Source organism: Paenibacillus sp. FSL E2-8871, from assembly GCF_038000345.1.
GTDB lineage: Bacteria > Bacillota > Bacilli > Paenibacillales > Paenibacillaceae > Paenibacillus_AQ.
In genome coordinates this window covers 136,134-154,125 of the sequence record NZ_JBBOBV010000001.1, presented here as the reverse complement: position 1 = coordinate 154,125, position 17,992 = coordinate 136,134, and the positions used below count along the sequence as shown (strand labels likewise).

The 17,992-nt window shown below is 40.9% G+C and carries 14 protein-coding genes and 3 pseudogenes; 6 read left to right on the top strand and 11 right to left on the bottom strand.

What is annotated here, in order from left to right; genetic code table 11:
* Positions 1 to 560: 560 nt before the first annotated feature.
* Positions 561 to 1,013: pseudogene (locus NYE25_RS00795) on the bottom strand (ZIP family metal transporter); the annotation flags it as partial.
* A gap of 136 nt (positions 1,014 to 1,149) precedes the next feature.
* A complete protein-coding gene (locus NYE25_RS00790; RefSeq protein ID WP_341144851.1) occupies positions 1,150 to 1,866 on the bottom strand; it encodes a CocE/NonD family hydrolase C-terminal non-catalytic domain-containing protein in 717 nt (238 codons plus the stop codon).
* A 44-nt stretch (positions 1,867 to 1,910) separates the two neighbouring features.
* On the opposite strand from NYE25_RS00790, the pseudogene NYE25_RS00785 reads away from it, so the two are divergent.
* Positions 1,911 to 2,093, top strand: a pseudogene (locus tag NYE25_RS00785) (TetR-like C-terminal domain-containing protein); the annotation flags it as partial.
* 126 nt (positions 2,094 to 2,219) lie between these two features.
* On the opposite strand, the gene NYE25_RS00780 reads toward NYE25_RS00785, so the two are convergent.
* The 4 genes from NYE25_RS00780 to NYE25_RS00765 all read right to left on the bottom strand — a co-directional run bounded on the left by NYE25_RS00780 (position 2,220) and on the right by NYE25_RS00765 (position 4,783).
* Complete coding sequence (locus tag NYE25_RS00780; RefSeq protein WP_341144850.1) at positions 2,220 to 2,867, bottom strand: sugar O-acetyltransferase; 648 nt, start codon at positions 2,865 to 2,867, stop codon at positions 2,220 to 2,222.
* Positions 2,868 to 2,879: 12 nt separating this feature from the next.
* Positions 2,880 to 3,263 carry a VOC family protein gene (locus tag NYE25_RS00775; protein WP_341144849.1) on the bottom strand — a complete coding sequence of 128 codons (384 nt, stop codon included), beginning with the start codon at positions 3,261 to 3,263 and terminating at the stop codon, positions 2,880 to 2,882.
* A 141-nt stretch (positions 3,264 to 3,404) separates the two neighbouring features.
* Positions 3,405 to 3,866 carry an MATE family efflux transporter gene (locus NYE25_RS00770; RefSeq protein ID WP_341144848.1) on the bottom strand — a complete coding sequence of 154 codons (462 nt, stop codon included), beginning with the start codon at positions 3,864 to 3,866 and terminating at the stop codon, positions 3,405 to 3,407.
* Between the two features lie 5 nt (positions 3,867 to 3,871).
* Positions 3,872 to 4,783, bottom strand: coding sequence for a DsbA family oxidoreductase (locus tag NYE25_RS00765; RefSeq protein WP_341144847.1), 912 nt, complete (start codon positions 4,781 to 4,783; stop codon positions 3,872 to 3,874).
* 152 nt (positions 4,784 to 4,935) lie between these two features.
* Between NYE25_RS00765 and NYE25_RS00760 the strand changes: the two genes are divergently transcribed.
* On the top strand, positions 4,936 to 5,274 hold the full coding sequence (locus NYE25_RS00760) for a winged helix-turn-helix transcriptional regulator (RefSeq protein WP_341144846.1): 339 nt from the start codon (positions 4,936 to 4,938) through the stop codon (positions 5,272 to 5,274).
* Positions 5,275 to 5,289: 15 nt separating this feature from the next.
* On the opposite strand, the gene NYE25_RS00755 is transcribed toward NYE25_RS00760, so the two are convergent.
* Together NYE25_RS00755 and NYE25_RS00750 are read right to left on the bottom strand one after the other, a co-directional pair.
* A complete protein-coding gene (locus NYE25_RS00755; RefSeq protein ID WP_341144845.1) occupies positions 5,290 to 7,278 on the bottom strand; it encodes a translation factor GTPase family protein in 1,989 nt (662 codons plus the stop codon).
* A 359-nt stretch (positions 7,279 to 7,637) separates the two neighbouring features.
* Positions 7,638 to 8,597: a methylenetetrahydrofolate reductase gene (locus tag NYE25_RS00750; protein ID WP_341144844.1), complete on the bottom strand. Its 960-nt coding sequence runs from the start codon at positions 8,595 to 8,597 to the stop codon at positions 7,638 to 7,640.
* 267 nt (positions 8,598 to 8,864) lie between these two features.
* Here NYE25_RS00750 and NYE25_RS00745 point away from each other — a divergent pair, with 267 nt between their 5' ends.
* Positions 8,865 to 9,263 (top strand): cytidine deaminase, encoded by a 399-nt coding sequence (locus NYE25_RS00745; protein WP_036689594.1) that lies wholly within the window; start codon positions 8,865 to 8,867, stop codon positions 9,261 to 9,263.
* Positions 9,264 to 9,397: 134 nt separating this feature from the next.
* On the opposite strand, the gene NYE25_RS00740 is transcribed toward NYE25_RS00745, so the two are convergent.
* Together NYE25_RS00740 and NYE25_RS00735 are read right to left on the bottom strand one after the other, a co-directional pair.
* Complete coding sequence (locus tag NYE25_RS00740; protein ID WP_341144843.1) at positions 9,398 to 9,772, bottom strand: hypothetical protein; 375 nt, start codon at positions 9,770 to 9,772, stop codon at positions 9,398 to 9,400.
* Between the two features lie 291 nt (positions 9,773 to 10,063).
* Entirely contained in the window at positions 10,064 to 10,519 is a 456-nt protein-coding gene (locus tag NYE25_RS00735; RefSeq protein WP_341144842.1) for a hypothetical protein, read from the bottom strand.
* Positions 10,520 to 10,998: 479 nt separating this feature from the next.
* Between NYE25_RS00735 and NYE25_RS00730 the strand changes: the two are divergent.
* Positions 10,999 to 11,352: pseudogene (locus tag NYE25_RS00730) on the top strand (transposase); the annotation flags it as partial.
* A 686-nt stretch (positions 11,353 to 12,038) separates the two neighbouring features.
* Here NYE25_RS00730 and NYE25_RS00725 read toward each other — a convergent pair.
* Entirely contained in the window at positions 12,039 to 14,675 is a 2,637-nt protein-coding gene (locus tag NYE25_RS00725; RefSeq protein WP_341144841.1) for an adenosylcobalamin-dependent ribonucleoside-diphosphate reductase, read from the bottom strand.
* 414 nt (positions 14,676 to 15,089) lie between these two features.
* On the opposite strand from NYE25_RS00725, the gene NYE25_RS00720 reads away from it, so the two are divergent.
* Both NYE25_RS00720 and NYE25_RS00715 read left to right on the top strand, forming a co-directional pair.
* Complete coding sequence (locus NYE25_RS00720; protein ID WP_076283112.1) at positions 15,090 to 16,835, top strand: DEAD/DEAH box helicase; 1,746 nt, start codon at positions 15,090 to 15,092, stop codon at positions 16,833 to 16,835.
* The gene (locus tag NYE25_RS00715) at positions 16,832 to 17,896 is read left to right on the top strand and encodes a YqhG family protein (protein ID WP_076283113.1); all 1,065 of its coding nucleotides are present in this window, start codon (positions 16,832 to 16,834) and stop codon (positions 17,894 to 17,896) included. Before NYE25_RS00720 ends, NYE25_RS00715 begins: the two co-directional genes overlap by 4 nt.
* The last annotated feature ends 96 nt before the right edge of the window (positions 17,897 to 17,992 follow it).

Sequence of the window (17,992 nt, the reverse complement as noted above, 5' to 3'; positions counted from 1 at the left end):
GTGTTCTATCGTTTTCTGTAAACCAGAAGACAATATTTTTTATGTTCTTACGCTCAGCTCCCATATGGATTTCCTTAATTTACGCCCGGAGTATTGAACTCTTTCCGCAACTTCTATTCGCACTGAGTTATTCTTATGTGTTAATGCTGTAATAATAATCTTCTTAACAATATCTCTTTCGTCCTATAGTTCTGAAAAATCTAATAATACTGGTAGAACCGAGACTGATGAAGCGCCATCGAAATCCGTTTCATCTTCAGATGTAAAGTGATTTGATTTTGTTCAGAATTTATCACTGGAACCCAACCACGACTATCTAATCGTATAAAGCAAAACACCTCCGAATCTCATTATTTGGCGCCTAAGAATACAATTCATCTATAATTCCTATTATTTCATCTCGAAATTCCGTAAATTAAAATCGCGAGATTAAAAAATTCAGATCTTGATTTCTCCAAAGATGAAGTGCTGCGTTTCTTCTTTCGCTAGAGTAGTAATCAACATCCTACATCACTCCTTTCAATTACTTATCTAAGTTATTAATCAAGTGAAAATTCAAGTTAACCCAAAGCCACATCAAGAATCATCATCAATACAAAACCAACCATTAAACTCATAGAAGCCAGATCCTTATTTCCTTCTTCTTGTGAGCTTGGAATCACTTCTTAAGTTACTACAAATATCATTGCTCCAGCTGCAAAGCTCAATGCATAAGGTAATGATGGTTCAATAAATGAGACGGCAAGTGCACCGAATGCAATCCCGACCGCTAATCCCTCTGGGATATTATGAAGGGTGATGGCAAAGACCAACAATGTACTTCTTTTTCTTTCTTTAGGATGAAGCCCTTCCGATTCTCTATGAGGCGTATTTGGATGAAGATGAGGTATGATTTTATCAATTCCCCATAAAAATAACCCACCTAATAAAAATCCAAATGCTGCTGGAAACCAAGCTCCTATGGCATGGTACTCTGACATTTCGATTGCTGGTCCCAGCGAAGACCTATAGGATTAAAATTTTTTAAAAAATAACCATAGTAAGCTATCTCTTCTAAATACCCTAATTTAATTAGAACCAAAATGTTTTCTGGTAGATAATTTTGGTTCTAATCAAAAAATAGTCTATATTTATGTTTTGGAACTTTCACTAATCTCTCAAGGGAATCAACGGTACCAAAAGGAAAGAATCATACTTTCCTCCGGCATAAACCTTATGAGTTCCTTTGTTCACTGTGTCGCTATGCCCATAACCTCTTGAACCTGTCGGGTTGTCATCGACAATTATGTCGCTGCCTTTTATGACCAGCACTAGACTTTCCCCGCTCTTGAGGAATACGCTTGAAGGCAATATTTCAATTTCTACCGGTACAATCTCGCCTTTATTAAGCTTCAACAAGTTCTTGTGCTTAAGTACAGGCTGATAAGGAGTAGATTTTACAGGATCCAGCTCTCTATGGGAAACCCTCAAACATCCGCTAGCCACCTGACCGTTTTCAAGATGGTTAAAGTCAGGCAGGTACACTTCATTGCCGCGTCTGTCGAACTTCTTAATGCCGACAAAAAGATCCATATCATCTGCGTCATCGGTGGAGACCCAGAGCTTAAGCTTCATATTTCCGGTGAGCTCCATGTCCTCGTCAGCGGTAAATTTAAACCGTAAATCACTGTTTTCTGTCTGACCGGGCTCAGCATTATAGGTAAGTTTGGATTCGTTCTGAACGGGAGTGTGCTGCAAAGACATTTCTTCTCCATTCAGATAATATTCGGAATATTGGGTTTGGGCGATCGGCCATTCATTTGCAATGCGAATGTGTCCCTTATAAAATTTCTCGCTGACCTCATAGCGTACCCGAGGCGTATCCATCCAATCATTCTCAATGCCTTTCAGGAAATAATCCAAACGCATTTATCAAGGAGGAAAATCTTCTTGTTCCAGGGCAATATTTAACTGCTTATATGGTAACTTCAATCATAGGGGGCATTCAACAATGGTTGGAAAGTGGCACGAAAGAATCTCCTCTAGAAATGGCCCGTATCCTAACAACCATTACAGTTAATGGCCCCTACTTTGCAGCTGGTTTGAAAAAATAATCATCCAAAGAATAAGGGATATTCTCTCTGGAAACGGATATTGACCTTTAAAAAACAGTTGCCTATAACGTTGTTGGAAGAACCATTTGTCATGTTGGTACCGTCACTGAATGGGATGCTACATTTCTACTCGATTATATCGCAATCTGAAAGTATTTCCGGTTTATGGCGCATGCTATCCTGATTGGTTATTTTACGGATTACTTTACACGGCACACCTGCAGCAAAAGAATTTTCTGGGATGTCCTGAGTCACGACACTACCTGCACCTATTACGCATCGATCACCAATCGTAACACCTCCACATACAGTTACATTTGCTGAGAGCCAAACATCGTTACCAATGCTAACAGGCTTAGCATAACATAAAGACGTAGCATCACCATTTTGATCAAGCATTTGTCTACGCTCGGAGGCAACGAATGGGTGAATAGGCGTAACAATAGTTACATTAGGTCCAAAACTCACATGATCACCTATCGTAACCTGTGCATCATCTTGTACTGTAAGGTTATAGTTTCCAAAAAAACAATTACCGATTTTTGTATGAACACCATAATGAAAAAAAATGGGACCTTGGATAAAACAATGCTCCCCTATGCTATCAAGTAATTGTGACAATATCGCTTCCCGCTCCTCTGTCTGATCCTCAAATGTTCGACTATATTGACTACTCAAATTGTGGGCAAGAAGCTTTTTACGCTTTAGGTCTGTGTTACCTGGATTGTATAATATCCCTTTGAATATTCGCTCTTCTTCTGTCAAATTGTTCACCTCTTTTAGTTTTTAGACAGTAAGTTCAATTTGAATGTTTTCTGGCCCTAAAATACTGCTTTCATAATATCCGTCACCTGTGGTCCGTGGTCCACTTAACGTTCTAAATCCCGCTTCTGCCAATTGCTCGGTTAGCAGATCGACTTGTTCCTTACTGCCTAAGCTGAAAGCTAAATGAGTTAAGCCCGTCCGCAAGAGATCATGAACTCCTTCTACCATATCCGGTCTGCTCATAATCTCCAATCTTGTGCCGCCCTCAAACGTGAGAAAATAGGTTCTTAATCCCGTTTTGGGATTATGGTATTGTCGATTTGACTTAGCACTAAAGAATTGACTATAAAATTGTCTGCAGCTTTCTAAATCTTGTACATACATAGCAATATGTTCAATTTTCATAAAAATCTCCTTTCCGTCACTACATGTATTAGTTTTGAACATAATTCCTCGTAATATCGTTAAGCCATTTAAATTTAAAATAACGCATTAAGGCAATCGGGGCTTTAATAACCTCGTCTAAATTGATGATAATAAATAGCGTTAGAGGGGAGAGATGCCACACAAGATAGCATATACATTTAATATTTTCCCAGCTCTTTTAGCCATTTCAATTTCGCCATTGCCTAGATATTTACCAACAAGTACGGAGCCACCACTTGCAATACCTCCACATAATACAATAACCAGATTCTTAACGACCGAGGCAACTGAATTTGCAGCGACCATATCTGCATTGACATGTCCAATAATTGCAGATGTAACAGTTAATGCGCATCCCCAAACAATATAATTTCCTTGGACGGGTAGTGTATACCTCAAAAAATCCTTAATCAAATTACGCTGAACCATATCATGTAAAGGTAACCTAAACTTTATATTTGATTTGATCGAGTGGATGATACAGCAAGCAAATTCAACGATACGTGCCAAAACTGTAGAGAAAGCAACTGTGCCAAAGAAGCCAGTAATTCCAAAGTTCTTTGGGTTACTGGCTTCTTTCATTATAATCAAGATACGACGTATGATTCACCTAAAACATGCTTAATACTGTATGACCCCTCTATCATTTCCGTGGCTATATATGACTCCATATCACTAGATTCAATATCATACAACACTTCAATTTCCTTGGAGAACAAAATGTTTCCTTCCTTGATAAGTTCAGAGAGAGATGGAACATTTTCAGCGTTTACATCTCCATTATAAACTTGTTGAAGTCCGTCGACATAGGCTTCTAATGATCGTGCCCCCACAATTTTTACACCTTTATTTTCTTCATTCACCATGATAATGGTTGGAAATCCACGTACACCAAGTCTGCCTGCTAACTCAAAATCCTGCTCTAACAAATCTTGTGCCGATCCAAGAGCAGCATCCGCCACTATTTCTTCGCCATTTAGCCCAATGTTGTTGACTATATCAACTAATGTTTTCTCCTCTCCAATATTCTGATTGAAGGCGAATACAGCTTCTCTTGCCTGACGCAAAAACTCATTTTCTTTACCCGGATTTATATTTTGTATAACCTTGTATACTCTAGATGGCGGGTACGAAGAAAGAATCGGATTGTTTTTCCACAAAGAACCATCGATAGGCATACGTGAATGTAAACCGACTTCTCTCCAATGCTCCGCAACATCTGAAGGCTGTTGAATGCCATTGGAGACATCTGCAAAACCATGCCAGCTAGAAAGCAAACCACCCATAATCGTCTTCACGTTAAAATATTGACCATACTGCAGAATAAAACGATTGAGTACCGGCTCAAGCGCCCAACAGTGGGAACAGATCGGATCTGTTGCATAGTAAAGTGTAATTTTGGGGGACTGTAGATTAAAGTCGATTATTTCCATTTGTTCTTCATCCCCTGGCCCACAGACACCAGTTTTAAGGTCACACATCATATTTGAATTATTCATATATAAATCACCTTTCGCTGGAGAATCAAAGAAAGTGCCCTCTTGTAGAAGTTCTTTGTATGGGAGTATTATAATACCAATACAAATTCAAACAAGTACGTTTATTTTTAATACTAAGTATCTTTAATAATACTATTGGACAGGAGTTATGTATGAAATACGAATTTAGACTTGATCAATTATGTCCTGCAACCTTCGCATTCCATGTAATCAGCGGAAAGTGGAACCTCCCGATCCTAGCCATTCTTAGTGAGAACGACAACATACGCTATAACGAGTTAAAAAGAAGACTGCATGGAATAACAGGGACTACCTTAACCAACTCACTGAGGGATCTTATAGAATATGGAATCATTCATCGGGAGCAGTATAACGAAGTGCCACCAAGAGTTGAGTATTCTCTGACTTCATCTGGAAAAGAATTAGTGCCTTTAATTGAATCCGTTGTTGAATGGGGACAAAGAAATATTAGGGTGAAGGATAATTCCTAGACTGCTTTCTCACTCCTATTCCTGAATCTCCAAATGCATATACGAAGGCGCTTCATCCCAAGGAACGCTATATCCCGCTCCCTTTGCACAGAACATAGAGCTGGAGGTGTACTCAGGATCAGCGCTGCGGTCGTATCCAATCCTTGCGATGACCTGTTCTGGGTTATGACATGGCTGATAACCGCCTAACTTCATCGAGATTGCTCCCTTTCCCTTCGTGAATGAAGCAAGCTCTACTGCATAATGCATGAACGTCGCGACAGGCGCACGTCCCTGAATAAACATCGATTCACCTAGCATTTCTGGCGGGTCAAATTCACCATGGGCCAGCTGTATATCAGACATTACGCGTCCGATAAGCTCTGCATCGACTTTGATTTTGAATTGATAATAGGGTTCCAGTAGAATCTTGTTCGCTTGCTCCAATCCCTGCCGCAGTGCCCGCAGTGTCGCCTCCCGAAAGTCACCGCCATGAGTGTGCTTCTGATGCGCTGCCCCGGTTAAGAGCGTTATATACAGATCGGTGACGGGAGAGCCGGTAAGAACTCCACGATGGTCCTTTTCAAGTAAATGCTGACCGACGAGATGCTGATACCCTGTGCTGAGCTGCTCAACATGGCATGTACTGCGATATGTAATTCCCTCACCACGTTTCGCAGGCGCAAGCCGGAGATGTACCTCTGCATAATGCTTAAGAGGTTCGAAATGCCCACAACCAATCACAATGTCTGCGATCGTCTCTTTGTATAATATCTCTGGATTGGAGAACGATACCTTGAGCTGGAAACGGTCTAACACCACCTGCTGAAGTACCTCTAGCTGGATCATTCCCATCACATGAACATGAATCTCCTCCAGCTTGTCCTCCCATGTCACTTGCAGCGTAGGGTCTTCGGCTTGCAGGATCATGAAATAGCGTAGCACTTCTCTGGATGATATCCCCAAATTGAATACAACTTTGGATTTCAACGCTGACACAAGACGGGATTCTACTTGATCTGAATGATTACCTATACCCAGTCCAATGGTTGCATCGGTTAGGCCCGTAACGGCAACAAGCTGTCCCGCGGAGGCCTCATCGCATGAAGTATATTTCCCCCCATGATAGATACGAATAGAAGTGATTTTCTGGCTTAACTCCTCATGTTCTGAAGTGCTATAGCAGAGATCCTCCCGTACCCGTAACTTTCCAGCTAATATCTTCATAAAAGTCAGTCGCGTGCCTTGCAGCTCATGACGCACCTTATATACTCGTGCCCTGAACACTGCGTTTACTTCATAAGTCGATTCCATTAGTAGTTGCATCGTCTGCATCCATTCCGCAATCCCCTGATCCAATAGAGCTGCTCCACTCATAACGGGAAAAACCACCCGTTCTTTAACCATTTGTTTCAGCGTAGCCAATACCTGCCCAGGATAAATGTTGTCTTCGAGATATGCCTCCATCAAGGCTTCATCTCGCTCAGCAACGGCGGTAATGACCTCTTCAGGCAGCATGCTCTGATCTAGACCATTTGCCAAATACAACATATCCGGCGAAAATTGCTGCCTTAACGCTTTTAGCACACGCTGGACGTCAGCACCGGTACGATCTATTTTGTTAATAAATATAAAAGTGGGTATGCCATATTCCTGTAGCAATTGCCAGACCGTCTCGGTATGCCCTTCAATGCCCTCCACAGCACTTAAGATGACTACCGCATAATCCATGACCTGTAAAGCGCGCTCCATCTCAGCTGAAAAATCGACATGCCCCGGTGTGTCAATGAGCTGATACGATTGTTCGTTATATTTCATCACCGCCTGGTCAGCAAAAATCGTTATCCCCCGTGCCCGCTCCATCTCATGACTATCCAAAAAGGCATCCTGATGATCGACTCTCCCCCGAGTCTTAATTCCGGAAGCATGGTATAGGAGCTGCTCTGCGAAGGTGGTTTTGCCGGCATCAACATGTGCTAGCAGTCCGATGGTGATTGGTGATGCTTCTGACAGTTTACAATACATATTTCTACCATCCATTCAGTCAATCTGTTATATAAGAATCGTAGCCGAAATCTAGTAGCTTGTACAGAATCTCTCACCACCGACAGCATGCGGTAACGCCCGAAGATCCATATTATCCAATGACATAACCATCCTCGATGAAGGATTTAGCTACAATAATGCAAGAAAGATACTAGACAAGCTATTGAGATGATGATTATGTCCCTATTAACTTATAAAAAAACCGGTAACCCTTAACAGAAAGGATTACCGGCTCAATGAATAGTTAGTTTTTGTGGTTTTTCATTTTAAACGAGAATTCACTGTTAGAAAATTCAATGCGATAACGTTAATATTTCTAATCTCCTTAAAACAATTAATCATCTACTCTCTAGACTCAACAGCTTTTTATCTAGAAATGCCTTTACATCTTTAGCAAGCTGTATGGATGCTTCAATTTCCAACTTAGTTGTTGAAACACTTTCAATGCTGCATCCAATTGGAATTCCCTTCTCCAGCCCGAACTCAAATAGTTCTTCAAATATTTTTTGAGATAGCTGAATTGATTTATCCAAAATGTCGTTCGAGTATTTCAACTCGTTTTCTAACCATCCCGGGATACTGATCCCCAACCATTTCATAAATTGTAATGTTTTCGCTGTGCCACATGGTGCAAGATTAAATAAAATAGGAACCATTTCAAAACCCTTATTTGTATAGTAATAATATAAATCAGACAATAAATTCTTTGATGCCTCTACATTATAAGTTGCCTGAGTGATAAAAAAGTTGCATCCATTGTTAATCTTTTCGACAACCCGTATATGCTCATCATTCTTTTTTATATGTCTTTCAGGAATGACAACTCCTCCAAAATTCAAATTACTATTTAACTGTTTGCTTAGCTTATAAGCATCTGGTAAATTCAATTTCACCTCTTGCTTACTTGATGAAGCGCCCACATACACGGAAAATCTGTCTTCACTTTCGTCAGTCTTAATCCAATCCGCGAACGAATCTCTTGTATCATTACCGACGCACCGATAAATTATTTTCGGGACCTCCACTTGTCTTAGATATTTATCACCATAGATAGCCGGATCAATCGTTGGTAAATATGGGTAAGGTCTTTCATGATCAACTCTTTCTGCTTCCTCCTGGACGTCGTAAAGAATTAAAGCATCTAAATCTACGTTTTTAAGTCTTTCAACCTGTTTCTGTGCAATTTCTGATATCTTTTCTGGTGAATGGCTTGCCTTTGGTGGTGTCATCCCATATGTTAAAATACCAGGTTTCTTGCTCAATATTTTTTGTTTAAATGTACTCTCTGCCGCTCCCAAAATAAAAAACTCCTCTACACGTCTCTTTTAAGTTAAGGCTACCATGGCAGGCTTAATATGTATAACTTATATTTACTATATCTAGTTATATTTTAAAGCTATGATTCCCTATTGGTACTTATCGAGTAGTACATCATGGAGGCGGAACTTCTAGATTTTAATGTTGACAACCATTTGGTCTGACTATAATATTAGAAGTCCTGCCAACCTTAAAGTTGGCGATAAGGGGACCGAAAGGTTCATTCTTATTTAAAAAGGGTGAGTATTATGAATAAAGAAGAATTAATGGAAAGCGCACGTAACACAAAGAAAGCTGCTTATGCCCCTTATTCTAAATTTCCAGTTGGAGCAGCCTTATTACTTAAAGATGGAAATGTTATTAATGGAGTAAATGTAGAAAATGTATCTTTTGGTGCTACTAACTGTGCAGAGAGAACAGCAATCTTCACAGCTATTACAAAGGGCTATACTAAAGGTGATTTTCAGGCTATAGCTGTAGCAGGTGACACAATGGATTTTCTGCCGCCATGCAGTATCTGCAGACAAGTATTATCGGAATTCTGTTTGCCCGACATGCCTGTCTATTTAACCAATGAGAAAAAAGAAATCTTAGAGCTGAGTTTAAGGGATTTATTGCCTTACGCATTCAAAAACTTAGATATGTAAAAATAATACCTACCATAGTGGAATATCAAAAACACGCGTACCTGTGTTAGACAAGTACGCGTGTTTTTGTGTTAAAAAGCTTAGTCAGAACACAGAGTTCACAGACCAGACACACCGCGTAAATACGTTGTGACTTACCAAATCGCAATTCCAACCTTATCTTTTTCTTTAAGTACTACCTTTATCATTTCCAAAGCATTTCTTGCCCTAAATTCAATAAATTCTTTATCATAGTCTGTATGTAGTTCTATAGCATCTAAATTATCAAGCAAAATAAGGAATTCACTTTCCAGTTTTTCTATTCCTTCATCAAATGCAAAAATATTCGTATTCTTTAAAGAATATATTAACTCACATCCGAGTTCACTAATTAAATCATTTCCCCAGAGAGTTTTTCTGCATGATTCGAAACCAAACAAATTATTATGTGGTGCGGGTACCTGCTCCTCCAAAAAATTAGTATCTACAATTATACTTCCCTTTTGAATTACACTAATTATCAAACTCATATAGTTAAAACCTCTCAAAGATTATCTATCATTTTTGATTCTTTTTCCCCATACCTGCTCATCGCCCAGAAACAACTCACTTCCCATTATTCCAGGTAAAAATATTATTCCATCTTTATAAATATTAATGAGTACCGGGTGAGCCTTATCATTGAAACTATAATTGATGTATATCTTTTCTCCATATTTCACGACAGCATTATCTGGGTATACTGATGTACTCAATATTTCGATCGAAGATTGTTGGACTGGATTATTGCTCTTTACAGATTCATGAACTGAATTTTCATATTACATTCCCCCTTTATTATTTCTTACGATTAGATTTTTTCTTATTTTGATTAGATAATATAGAGTTAAGATAAATTGTATAATAGAAATACTCCAAGGAAGCAGAAAGAGCATTTCCGCTTGATATTTTGGAAAAAATTCAATATCAACGACAACTCCATACTCACTATCACTGTCATCTTGTATTGCATTGAAAAATAAAAGAAGTAAGAGGCTGGATAGCATAGTTACCAAAAACCAAATGGCATTGTACTTTATCCTCTGAGTCCTTATAAACAAAAAAGAATTAATTAAACATAATAAAAGCGGTATGAAGTACACCTTAAATGAGATATTTAATAACTCCGTTCCCCATCCCTCTATTCTTATCTTTAAAAAATAGATTAAGATCAGATGCAGTCCAACCACCAGTAGTACATAAAGAATGGCTTGTAGTCCTGTCTTGAATGACTTCATCTTTCGGCCTCCTTTTCATTCGTTCACTTAATGCTCTAATGATATCATCACCCTTCATTGAGATTTTCTTCTTACTTCAAGCACCTATATACCACCTCTGAAATTATATGGATTAATTTTAACCAAAACACTAAATATCCTTATAATGTAATCATCGGGAATTTTAAGGCGAAAAATAATAGTAAACCCCTCTTCCGAGTCAAGATTAGATAATTTATTTGAACTGATTTAAAGTTTATGAACAAAGAACAAAGTAGAAGTTAAGTACAACCCTTTTCATTAGACCTGTTGAGTTCAAATTACTTAGAAAAGCTGTATAGATCGTAAAGCTGGTTACAAACACATGTAATAAACAACACGATAGTTTGGTTATTGCTACGGTGAGAATCTTTTGAATATTTTTCCACATCTATATAGTACCGCTTTATATAACTACTGCATCCACGTCTATGATGGCGATTCGCAAAGCGCGCACAGGAAAAAAAGACATCCATAAAAACCCAAAAGATACTTACATGATTAATATTGAAGAAATGCAAAAACGCACTATGCAGGAAGTGTGTTATAAAGAAGGAGCGAATAATAAAACCTATTCAGTAACCATCAAGTCGACAGAACATAAAGAACAAGAAGCATTTCAAAATAGTGATGAATTCAAAGAAAAAGCGAAAGAGCGTTATAAAATTGAGGCAAAAAATAGTGAACTCAAACATAGACACGGATATGATGTTGCATCTTCCTCGGGTCTAATTGGCATGCAGATGCAAGGCGCTATGGCGATATTTTCTGTTAATCTCAAGCGAATCATTAATTTGATAAAAGAATCGAAGTAAAAGTTTAAAAGCAAAGGCGACATTTCGTTCAAAATCGAACAAAATGTCGCCTTTTTAATTTGAGGGACTCTTATAACTTTTAATAATACAGGTTTTTCAGTGGCCTCGATGAATTCCAAAGTCACCTGTTCTCTGCCTAAAAAAGGTCTTCTTCACTTTATTTTTACAGAATAAAACACTACTCTCTTCTGACAACTACAACTTATATTCCTTGCTAACAAACAATTTGCACTCACCATCACTTCAAGTACAAAGAGTAAATGTCGAGGATGTTATTGAAACACACAGCAATTCATTAACTTCACTTTGTTGTTTGGTCAAATATGCACTCAAAAAGCGGAACGATCAAATAAACGAAATCGACGACTTCTTATAATGTTCAAATAGCGAGGATCAGATAAAAAGACTTATGAAAATAAGAAAGTATATATTGAAGAATCCAAACCGGATAAGATTGCTCTTTAGCCTGTCATGATATAAATAAAAAGCCGGTAAACCCTAAGTAATGGCTTGCCGGCCTTATAAGTAAAAATGTGAAACTCGCTGCATATCAATATAATAATACAATTTGTTGAATATTGAATATTTTTCTCATTTAAAATGAAACAATTCTCACTTAAAATGAAACAATTCTCACTTAAAATGAAAAATCACATTTCCCATAAAACATTTATTGGCTCTACCGTTTACCCGCAGCGACTATACCCGCAATTGCCGCAAGTCTTACAACCCTCAATATTAATCAGCGAAGCGCCGCCGCAAGAAGGACAAAGGTCACGGGAAGCAGAAGTATGGTTATGCGCGCCATGTCCGCCCTGACCATCTTCAATAGAAGCTGCCGCAGGAACACTCGCTTTCAACTCCGCATTTAAAGCTTCATTGAAATCTTCTAGCTCCAAAGTTGCTGCAATTGGTGCAGGCAAATGATCATCATGAGCGTTATTCAGTACATGAGTCTCCAATGCCTTAGCTACAGCATCTGCAATGGATTCTACTCGATTCGCACCGAAGCCGATTGCACCTGATCCGCCGATACCTTTCAGATGTTTGATCAACAATTCTACCTTCTCACCATGATCTCCATAACGGAGGAACAAGGAGCAGACACGACCGAGTGCTTCTGCCATCGCAAAGACATCAGAACCTGCTTTACCTACATTCAGGAAGATTTCTGCCGGTGTGCCATCTAGATCATTGATCGTAATATACGCCATACCAAAAGGTGTGTTGATTTTATAGGTTGCGCCGCGCAGAACCTGCGGACGTTTTTTGTATTGTTTATCCAGCTCTTTAGTAGGAGCTTGAGGTGCTGGGCTTGCCGTTACAACATTTGCTTCAGGAGTCGTTGCAACTTCAACTGCTGGAGCTACCTCTTCTACTGCATCTTCCTTCTTCGAGGTTTGCAGAACTTGTACATCACGGCTACCATCACGGTAGATCGTAACGCCTTTACAGCCCAAATCGAAAGCCATTTCATATAGCTCAGCCGTCTCTTCTACTGTGAAGTCAGACGGGCAGTTGGCTGTCTTGGAAATCGAGCTATCTACCCAGCGTTGAATCGCTGCTTGCGCACGAATATGATCCTTAGCTGACAAATCCATCGAAGTCACGAAATAATCTGGCAGCTCTTCACCTGGATGAGCTTCAAGCCATTCTTGGGCGATTGGAACGAACTGTTCATCGTAGCCAAGGCGACTTTGACGGAAATATTTAAAGGCGAAATAAGGCTCAATGCCTGTCGAGGTGCCTACCATTGTACCTGTGCTACCTGTAGGTGCTTGTGTTATCACTGTAACGTTACGCATGCCATGTTTGCGAATCGCTTCGCCAACCTCTGGATACTCTTCGAGCATATTTTTCATAAAGCCGCTCATTAAGTATTTCTCGGTATCAAAAGCGAGAAAAGATCCCTTCTCACCAGCAATCTCTGCGGATGCAAGATACGCTTCACGAGCCATAAAGCCGTACAGCTTGTCCAGGAACGCCAAAGATTCCGGGCTACCGTAACGGATGTTCAATTTAATCATAAGCTCAGCAAGACCCATTGTTCCGAGCCCCACACGGCGTTCGTTTTTCTGATTCGCTTCATTTTCCGGGAAATGATAAGGTGTCTTATCAATGACATTGTCCAAGAAACGTACGGAATAACGCGTCGTAGTCGCGAGATCTTCCCAGTCTACATCATGATTCTTCTCATCGTAGAATTTGGACAGGTTCACAGCGGACAAGTTGCAGACTCCCCAGCCTGGCAGTCCTTGCTCCCCACATGGGTTCGTACAAATGATCGGATTAAAATACCAGCTGTTGGACATCTGATTGTAGTATTCCATGAACACAACGCCTGGCTCAGCGGATTTCCAAGCGGATTCAATAATGGTGCGCCATACATCACGCGCTTTAACGGTGCGATAATGAATAACGTTTTTGCCCGCAGCCTTCCACTTGTCTAGATCGCCATCCCACACATCGTTGTACTCTGGATCTGTAGTATCCGGAAATACGAGATCCCAATCCAGATTTTCTTTTACAGCCTTCATAAAGCTATTGCTCACACATACCGAAAGGTTCGCATTCGTAACTTGACCCATCGTTTGCTTCACGGTAATGAAGTCCTCCACATCTGGATGCCAGTCATTAATCATGAGCATAAGTGCACCACGACGGCTACCGCCTTGTTCAATTAATCCAGTGGTATAGCTAAACAGACCGCCCCAAGATACAGAACCACTGGAAGAACCATTAACACCTCTCACAATTGCCCGGCGTGGACGTAGAGAGGATAGGTTAATCCCTACACCGCCACCACGAGCCATAATTTCTGTCATTTCAGCCAACGTCTGCATAATGCCGCCACGGCTATCTTTTGGAGAAGGAATTACATAACAGTTGAACAGGGTTAGTTCTTCACTAGCGCCTGCACCAGCAGCAATTCGTCCACCCGGTACGAGCTTCCAATCATCCAGAATCGAACGAAATTTACCCGCCCATTCTTCTTGAAGCTCAGGCGTCTTCTCCACAGAAGCCATAGCTGTAGACAGACGATCCCACATTTCCTCTGGTGTTTTTTCTATATTAAGCGTCAGCTTTTCAACATCTGATTTCACAAGTTCGCCGCTGCGCGTCTTCACGGTTACGATTCTGCCGTTACGTTCTACGATCTCTCCGACTTCCTTCGTGGGAAACTTCGGATCATCTTTTGTTAGAACGAGTACAACATCGCCCACTTTAGCATTATTGCTGTCGGCATCCTTCCAAGCATAACGATCCAAAAATATTTTTTCACTTAGCCCTTCAAGGCGTTGCTTCCGTTCCACTTTACCCAATAGAAAAACCTCCCGCAATGTAGTAAATATTAGTTCCAGTTCAGGTGTGGGCGTACATTTTGTGACCCACAACAAAAACTTCCTTACACTTATCTTCCGTCTTACGGGTGTATGTAGGAAGTTCATCTTGTCAATAACAAATAGCAGCTACGCACTTTAAAAAATCACATTTTCATGCTTTTGTCACAATATATTGTGTGCGTCAGCTTTTAAACTATACCACATATTGTATCGAAGGTCTTTTTCGAAAATAGAGTTAAGCAGCCGAAATATCGCAAACCTTGCCGCGTTTTCTCGCTTTTACTCTCTTTTTTAAAGGCTATCAAGAAAAATAGAAGGTTATGAATTCTCTTGTTTAAGAGCATACTACTCCTACGAATGATGATATGAAATAGCACCTGAGGAGGCTGTACAATGACGCAATTATTCCGTAATTCTCTACCTCACAAAGGTGGAAAGTCAGCGCCTATACTGCCTGTTCCTCTTTCTTTTGACCGGAATTGGCTACAGGATCTAGAACTCAAACTAGATAAAGGTGGTCCGTGGGGAGACTACCGTCTATCCAAGCTTGCTGTGCAAGGTGAACAAACGGGTCTAGTAACCAGCTTCGATGAGCTGCAATGCATGAAGCATTTATCCGGATTATCCCCGCTTCCTCATCAGCTCGATACCGCGCATAAGGTTTTGTTTGAGATGTCGGGCCGCGCGATTCTTGCAGATGAGGTTGGACTAGGAAAGACGATTGAAGCAGGACTTGTACTCAAGGAATATCTTGTCCGCGGTCTAGTCTCTAAAGTGCTTATTCTGGTACCCGCTTCCCTCGTATTGCAGTGGGTCCGCGAGCTGAATGCCAAGTTTGGCATCTCTGCTGTTGCACAGAAAAAAGCATATTCCTGGGGGAATGCGATTGTCGTCGCATCTATGGATACCGCGAAGCGCGATCCTCATAAAGAGATGCTGCTGGAAAATGAATATGACATGTTGATTATTGATGAAGCCCATAAGCTGAAGAACAAGAAATCGACCAATTATCTATTTGTACAGCAATTACGCAAAAAATATTGCCTGCTCCTAACCGCTACTCCCGTTCAGAATGATCTGGGCGAGCTATTTAATTTGATCACTTTACTGAAACCGGGGCAACTAGGAAATCAGGGTGATTTTGCTTCGAATTTCGTCGTTGATAAACGCCAACCTAAGAATGAAGGTCAACTAAGAGACGAGCTATCGAAGGTGATGATCCGCAATCGGCGTGGCGAAGGTCCAGTTAATTTTACGAAACGAAAAGTCCGTAATATTCCGCTAGTTCTTTCACAGGAAGAGAGAGTATTATATGACGCTGTCACTTCTTTTGTTAAAGATCAGTATCAGGAATCAGGCGGCAATCTTAGCAGCATGCTTTCCTTGGTAACGCTTCAGCGTGAGGTGTGCAGCAGTAGGGATGCCGTCTTCATCACTTTAGTTAATCTGATCAAGAAGCTGCCTGCTGATTCGCCGAAACGCGATCGGATGATGGAGCTATTGCAGACACTTCGTACGGTTAAGACCAATACCAAAGCCGAAACAACACTATCTCTCATTCAAGAAATGAATGAAAAGGTCATCGTTTTTACGGAGTATCGCGCGACTCAAGAATATTTGCTTCAGTATTTCCGCGAACATGGGCTAATGTGTGTTTCTTATTCCGGCGGGATGAATCGTGGTAAAAAGGACTGGATGATGGACCTCTTCCGCGGTCGTGCTCAAGTCATGATCGCTACTGAGGCGGGTGGTGAGGGCATTAACCTGCAGTTCTGTCACCATATGATCAACTTCGATCTGCCTTGGAATCCCATGAGAGTAGAACAACGGATTGGGCGGGTGCACCGGTTAGGTCAGGAAAATGACGTGGTTATCTATAATTTGTCCACGCAGGGCACGATTGAAGAACATATTCTGCATCTGCTACACGAGAAGATCAATATGTTCGAAATGGTCATTGGCGGGCTGGATGTGATTCTGGAGCGTTTTGAGAAGAAAGAATCGCTGGAGAAAAGTTTATACAAAATCATGCTCGAATCCCGCTCCGATGAAGAGCTGCGACATGAGTTAGATCATATCGGTGAATCCCTAAGTGAGTTGACTCAGGGTATTAAAAAGGAAAGTGAGACTTCGACATGACCCTCAACTCACAGGAAGTACGTAAACATGTAATGGATTATCTGGAGGCGACAGAATGCTCCATTATTGAAGTATCGCCCATTCACGTAACTGTAAAGCTATCGCCAAGAGCTGACAGAATGCTTACAGATCGACCTTATTATTGGGGATTCGTGGAGCGTACTGGTGTTGATCCGGAGACACTCTCCTTCACTTTTGTATTTGATCCGGAAAAATACGATAGCCAGGCAGCTATAGAAGTTCCGCCAACGGTAAATCGCAGCATCGGAGCATTGAATCCGCCAATTACCGAAAACCCAGCGATGGGTGCCACAACAGATGCTGAGGCTAGCGCAGATCTATTGAATCCAACATCACCTGAATCTAATGTGGTTCATGTCCCCTCCTCAAATCCAGAAGATAGCATCCTAGCCCGCTACTTCGGTATTGTACCTGCATTGCCCCGAATTGGGCCCGGTATGATAAGACGTGAAGATATCATCTATGGTAGCAAGCGCCTGCAGCAAATTTGGAGTGCGGCGCAAGATGAAGGGAAATGCCTTTACTTATTTGAAGATCCCGGTAGCAGGCAGCGGAATACACTCTTCTCTGCAGCTTATGAACCGTGGCTCGGCGTCTGCTATAAAGTGGAGATGAGCTGCGATTTGAAACGGGAAGAACTGCATTATCTTGGAATATCGCTGACAAAAGGGACCATCATTGATGACTTTAACACTAAGATAGCCTCGCGGGAGATGATCCCCCGTTTACCAGAAAACGTCCATATTCAGCCTTATGAATTAACAGTGACAGCCGCTACAGATTTATTAGAGGCTCATCTTACCTCTCATCTTGCCGAACTCGATTACAATTGGGCAGAACAGGCACGTGAGCGTCTTAGAATCGAGCTGGCTATCATTGATATTTATTACGGAGAGCTGCTGAAAGAGCCTGATGAAGAAAAACGTTTAGGCACTCAAGAGCAGTATAACCGTCGTCGACAGGAGACCATTTGGCAATATGAGCCGCAAATTGCAGTTTCTGCGATAACCTACGGACTGTTTCATCTGCGAAGCCTATAGAATGCGACCCTACTCGCTAAAAGCAGGCAAAAAAACAAGAGAACTTCCGCCTTCAAGCGCGACAGCAAGCAACAGCCTTTTTATAGCCTGTCCACT